Source organism: Dapis brunnea BLCC-M229 (genome assembly GCF_050015995.1).
In the GTDB taxonomy this organism is placed as follows: Bacteria; Cyanobacteriota; Cyanobacteriia; order Cyanobacteriales; family Microcoleaceae; genus Trichodesmium.
The window spans coordinates 1-6,697 of record NZ_JBNHEP010000176.1; the positions used below are offsets into that span (position 1 = coordinate 1).

3 protein-coding genes are annotated in these 6,697 nt (G+C 31.5%); 2 read left to right on the top strand and 1 reads right to left on the bottom strand.

What is annotated here, in order from left to right; translation table 11 throughout:
• The first annotated feature begins 1,329 nt into the window (after positions 1-1,329).
• The gene (locus ACP6PM_RS20100; RefSeq protein ID WP_426587728.1) at positions 1,330-3,954 is read left to right on the top strand and encodes a hybrid sensor histidine kinase/response regulator; all 2,625 of its coding nucleotides are present in this window, start codon (positions 1,330-1,332) and stop codon (positions 3,952-3,954) included.
• Between the two features lie 969 nt (positions 3,955-4,923).
• A complete protein-coding gene (locus ACP6PM_RS20105; protein WP_426587730.1) occupies positions 4,924-6,294 on the top strand; it encodes a hybrid sensor histidine kinase/response regulator in 1,371 nt (456 codons plus the stop codon).
• Here the strand turns inward: ACP6PM_RS20105 and ACP6PM_RS20110 are convergent.
• On the bottom strand, positions 6,275-6,697 hold a 423-nt coding region (locus ACP6PM_RS20110; RefSeq protein ID WP_426587732.1), incomplete at its 5' end, for an alternative oxidase. The two genes, ACP6PM_RS20105 and ACP6PM_RS20110, sit on opposite strands and share 20 nt — an antisense overlap.

Sequence of the window (6,697 nt, forward strand, 5' to 3'; positions counted from 1 at the left end):
TTGCTGCTAAAAGCTCTGGGTCTTCTTAAGATTTGTTTTACAAACAGTCTCTTATTATCTGAAGTATCTATTACTAAAAAACCTGGTCGATCTGAGATATCCTTGGTTTCAAAAAATATAAATCTACGAAAAAGCTTGTTTGTTATACTAATTCACTTTAAAGATGTCACAAATAGTTTCAAACTTTAAATGTCAAATAATTGCCTCAAACCTTTCTCTTGTCAAAGTTTTTAGCCTATCCAATCTAACTTCTGAATTCTCAATTCTCAATTCTCAATTCTGTGAAATGGTATTAGATATCTTTGCGTAACTCCTGTTATACCATTTATCAAAAACTTTTCTACATTTTATTGAGTAGGGGAATAGGTAGGGACGTTAGATGCAACGTCCGTAAAGAGAAGTAAACATAAGAATAATTAAGACTAAATCCCTAACAATTATTAAAAAAGTGATTCGGCTTGTGTTAATTACTTAATAATTGAAGTGTCGTCAAGTATAACATTAATGCATGGTAATTGGTATTTGTGCATTTATTCAAAAGTTTTATCTATTTTGTATTCTATTATCAAGCATTTGTATTAATACTGTAATTGTAGCTAAATAAGAGAAATTTGTACCTTTTTAATGCTGATTGTGTATAGTAGTTGAAAGCCTGACTATTACCTTTGCTTAAAAAATTACAATTTTGTAACAAAAATTGTGAATTTTTGTATGACATTATGTTAATATTAGGTAAAGACTTGTGTCTTTATCGTTCCTTTCCTCTTGAATTTTCTCGTATTGCCAAACCACCATCTCTCATTATCTACTAAAAAAAAGTTAATGTAGGAATATTTTTGGCAACAGGTATGATTTTATATAGCAATTCCCATGCTGTTGAGGTACAAAATTGGTTGGTTTTAGGGAATAGGAAACAATTAACTGGGAATAGGAAATAGAATACAAATAAAGATTAGGTATACCTCATTAGACTGAGAAACGCTATATAAATCTCTAAAAACTAAACAAGCCTTTTATTTAACTATTTGCATAGGTTAGCAAAAGAGAAGTAAAAGTTACTCACCAAATCATTTTTCGTAAATTTTTACTAAAAATATTTTCCATGAGCGCCTCTTATCTTTTCTCTCTTGATTTGCTCCAGCCAAAAATCCATATCTTTAATTCACGCCTATGTCTATATAGACATGGGCGTAAAACAAAAAACTTTTTCTCAAACCCTTTTAGGAAAGTTTTATAGAACGTTCCTGCATCATTTTTCACGCTTGTATATATTGCTCATAACTGTACAATTGAAGAAAATATAAGACATAACAAAACTAATAATTAATTATGTGGCAAATATTAAGTCAACTATTTTTACCTAATTTTATTCCCCAGGGAAACAATCTGTGGCCACCTGAACCAATATGGTTACATTTGTTATCAAATTTATTCATAGCGATCGCCTATTTTTCAATTTCAGCAATTCTAATTTACCTTGTGCAAAAACGGAAATATGTAATACTTTCGGGAATATTTGGTTTATTATGCACTGTGATGATCTTATGTGGTATAGGTCATTTGATGGTAATATTAAGTCTATGGTATCCCAATCCTTTTCATTTGCTAATCGGGATTCAGAAATTTATCACTGCCCTAATTGCTTGCTACACAGCTTGGCAACTGTTAAAGCTATTACCTAAACGTTTGTCTGGGAAAACCACCGCAGAATTAGAAGCAATTAACCAACAATTAGAAATAGAAGTAGCCCAACGCCAACAAGTAGAAGCAGCATTAGAGCAAACTAATCAAAACTTAGAAACAGAAGTACAAAATCAGACTGCTGAATTATCAACAGCTTCAGATAACTTACAACATGAAATAGAAAAACGCCAACAAATTATATCATCATTACAAGCAAGCGCTAAACGGGAAAAAGTTATCTCTCTAGTCATTCAAAAAATACGTCAGAGTCTAGATATTCCCACCATATTTCAAACCACAACTCAAGAATTACAACAAACAATTTATTGTGACCGGGTAGTTATCTATCAATTTAATCCTGACTGGAGTGGGCAAATAGTAGCAGAGTCAGTCGAAAGTGGCTGGAAAATTTTAGTACAGGAACAAGAAAATGATCCTAGTCTCAAACAAAACGCTATGGGAAATGAAAACTGTTACAAAGATTTATCTAATCCCGTTGGGATAAAAGATACTTACCTACAAGAAGAAAAAGGTGGTATTTATAGCCAGGGCGCAAAGTATCGAGCAATTGAAAACATTTATCAAGCTGGATTTACTAATTGTTATATTGAACTATTAGAGAGTTTTCAAGCTAAAGCATATATCAATGTTTCCATAATTAGTAACAATAAACTATGGGGATTATTAGCTTGTTATCAAAATTCTGCTCCTCGTAAGTGGGAAAATCCAGAAATTAATATTGTTATTCAAATTGGCAGTCAGTTAGGAGTAGCTTTACAGCAAGCAGAATTATTAGCCGAAACTCAACGAAAGTCATTAATGTTAGAAAAAGCCTTAGTAGCAGCAGATGCAGCTAACCAGGCTAAAAGTAATTTTATTGCTTCAATGAATCATGAATTGCGCACTCCTTTAAATGCAATTATTGGTTTTACTCAACTAATGAATCTCGACTCATCCATAACTACCAAAAACAAAGAATTTATTCAGATTATTAATCAAGCAGGCGAGCATTTACTCCAATTAATTAATACCATTTTAGAAATTTCGAGAATAGAGGCTGGTAAAACAACATTAAATATCGCTAATTTCGACCTATTTTCTTTGATAAATAGTATTGAAAAAATGTTTAGTTTAAAAGCCTTGAATAAAAATTTGTACCTAGAATGTAAATGGGATATTAATGTGCCCCAATATATCCAAACTGACGAGAAAAAATTGCGCCAAGTTTTAATTAACTTATTGGGAAATGCCATCAAATTTACTAACAAAGGAGGAGTCACATTAAGTATTAGCAAAACACAAGAGAAAAACTATCTACAGTTTGAAGTGAGTGATACAGGTTATGGTATTGCTCCAGAAGAAATAGATAAATTATTTCAAGCTTTTGAGCAAACAGAAACAGGTCGTAAATCTAAACAAGGAACTGGATTAGGTTTAACTATTAGCCAGAAATTTGTACAACTGATGGGAGGGAATATTTCTGTTAGTAGTACAGTAGGTTTAGGAACAAAATTTACATTTGATATTGAGATAGAGGAAGCAGAATTACCTGAAACTGAAACTGCAAATCCTGATAATATTATAGCTTTAGCACCCAATCAACCAGAATATAGGATTTTAATTGTCGAAATACTAGAAGTTGACAGTATTTTATTACTTGAAATTTTAAGTACAATAGGTTTTGTTGTGCAGGAAGCTACTGAAATTAATCAAATAACTAATATTTGGCAAAATTGGCGACCCCACTTAATCTTGATAGATTTAGAGATATTAGCTAAATCAGGAAAGGAAGCGATCGAATCTATTAAAAGAGATAGTAATAATCAGCCACCTGTAATTTTTGCCCTAACAACTCAAACTTTTGCAGATCGGGCTAGTAAAATTTTATCTACAGGTTGCGATGAATTGATTATGAAACCATTTTCTCAGATAATTTTGTTGGAAAAAATTGCTGAATATTTAGGGGTAAGCTACATTTATGAAAATGGGAATCCAGAAAATAATTGGCAAATTGACAAACCACAAAATTCATTACAAAAAAATTATTTAACACCAGAAATGTTGTTAGCAATGCCCATGGAATGGGTGAGAAATTTGCATCGATCAGCTCTTGTAGCAGATGCAGATTTAATTCTTAACTTAGCAGCAGAAATTCCAGCATCTAATTCTGATTTATCCGAAACATTAATAGAGTATGTAAATCAACTTAAATTTGAAGATATTACTGATTTAACAGAAAAAATTATTGACCAAGAAGACAATCAAATTTAATTATAAAGTTTCTCACTATTTGTGATATAAAGTAAAATTATTTTTCTAATTTTTTATTACCTAAAACCTATAGCAGTTTTCATTAACATAGAATACAGAGATTTTGGCTCAAAGGCAATTATGCTGAGAGCAGAGGGTAGAAGTTTTGTAGTCAACATTTTGGAAAACCGCTATAAATATAATTTTGGGTGTTGCTGATTAGGTATAAAACTCCTTAATTAGGGTTTGCTTATGGGAGTCTTTTAGTAAGGGGGAGGAGTCAGGAGAACCGAGTCAGGAGAAATGGGAATTATACCATTTCTCAAAAAGAATACTATACCCGATTGGGTGGAGAAGTGTGGGGAGTGTGGGGAGGAATAAACATAAGAATAATAAACATTAACTGGGCTAATAAAAAGCAAAAAAGTAATTTCCCCTGTGTTAATTACTTAATAACTGAAGTGCGACTAAGTATAGCAATGCTTTTGGGAATTGGTATTATAGAGTAGTTAGTCAGAAGAATAGTCCCTTAATTTTTCTGCCTCGCATTACCCCAAAATGCTCACTTTTTCGGCTCGCTTCAACCGAAAAGCTGGTACTTTTTCCACACCTAAAATTGGTCAAACCTTTATCCGTCAATGCTTTGATATTTAATCAGTAAACCCTAAATTAGATAAGTTATACCATTTCACAGAATTCAGAATTCAGAATTCAGAATTCAGAAGTTAGATTGGATAGGCTAAAAACTTTGACAAGAGAAAGGTTTGAGGCAATTATTTGACATTTAAAGTTTGAAACTATTTGCGACATCTTTAAAGTGAATTGGTATTAAGAATCCTTAATTCCCCTTGCAAATAATATCTATATCCCTGTTCTTAGGAAGGGAAAAACTCCTTTATATTTCCTGAATCCTGACTTTTAAATACTGTAATATAATAAATTTCTTTAGTAACACCGAATTTTTGACCTTAGGAGTATGAGAATTGCTATATGAACAACTCTAACCATAAAATTACTGGAAATATTCTGATTGTTGATGATATTCCAGAAAATATCAAGCTTTTATCCCAGATATTGAAAAATGCAGGACACAGAGTTCGAGCTGTAACTAATGGAAAAATGGCATTAAAAACTATTAATTTTCAAGTTCCAGATTTGATTCTATTGGATATTAATATGCCTGAAATGAATGGCTATGAGGTTTGTGAGCAACTTAAAGCCAACCAAGAAACTCAGAATATACCAGTAATTTTTGTGAGCGCTCTCGATGAAGTTTTCAATAAAGTAAAAGCTTTTTCTGTAGGAGGGCTAGACTATATTATTAAGCCATTTAATCTAGAAGAAGTTTTAATCAGAATACAGAATCAACTTCAGATTAATTATAGTAGAAGGCTAATTATCAAGCAAAATTTGATGCTTGAGGAAAAAAACAAAAAGCTATTAACCTCACAAACTTTATTGAGCAAAAAATCTGAAAGTCTAGAACAAACTTTACGGGAACTAAAACAAGCTCAAGTTAAAATCATTCAAAGTGCAAAAATGGCTGGTTTGGGACAATTAGCCGCAGGTATTGCCCATGAAGTTAATAATTCAATTAATTTTATTGATAATAATCTTGACTATGCAAATAGTTATCTCCAAGAATTACTAAATTTAGTTAAACTTTATCAGGAGGAATTCCCATCACCCAATCAAAAAATTCAGAAGAATCTAGAAGATATCGACCTAGATTTTTTGAGTGATGATTTACCTCAGCTCATATCTTCTATGAAAAAAGGAGCAGAAAGGATTCAGAAAATAGTCGATTCCCTTAGCAATTTTTCTAGAATTAATCAGGCAGAATATAAGTTAGTTGATATTCATCAAGGAATTGAAAGCACTTTAGCTTTGTTAAAGTCTAGACTAGAAGAAACAGATAATTTATTACCAGTTAAAATTATCAAAGAATATGCTGAAATCCCGCAAATTAAATGTTATCCTAATCAACTGAATCAAGTTTTTTTAAATTTATTGAATAATGCTATTGATTTTTTAGAGGCAAAGAGACAAAACAAAATTGAACAGCAAATAAATTCCGAACAGCAGTTGCCGAAAATTTGGATTATCACAGAACTAGCAACTAATGAAAAAATATTAATTAAAATTGGTGATAATGGAGTAGGTATAGATGAGTCTATAATACAACGAATCTTCGAGCCATTTTTTACCACCAAAAAAATTGGTAAAGGTACTGGATTAGGATTATCAGTTAGTTATCAAATAATAGTAGAGCAGCATCACGGAAAACTAACTTGTGATTCTAAAATTGATGAAGGTTCAACATTTATGATTGAGATTCCTATCAATTTTTCATCCAAATAATTTTAAAGTCCTCATCACGATAATACTTAATAGCAACTTCTGGCGCTGCTATCTCTTTCAATTCTGCTTCATTTTCGGTTAATAAATTATCATAAGTATGAAAGGCGTGCTTTTCTACTTCTTCCATAAAAAAGTAAGCTTGACTAGGAGCAACTGCGTATAAAAATGCAATAATCCAGTAGTAAATCAAACCCACTGTTTGAGCGAGAATACGATCATAATCATGATGTTTATGAGGATATTTTGAGATAAGTTCGTCAAACAAAATTTCTGCTTCTCTATATCTAAATAAAGTAATTAAAACATTCCCTTTCTGTACATAGAAATTGAAATAGTGAGGAAACTTACTAATAGCATTTTCCCAACGCACCAAAGCCAAATTCCAATTCCCCAAACTATGAGC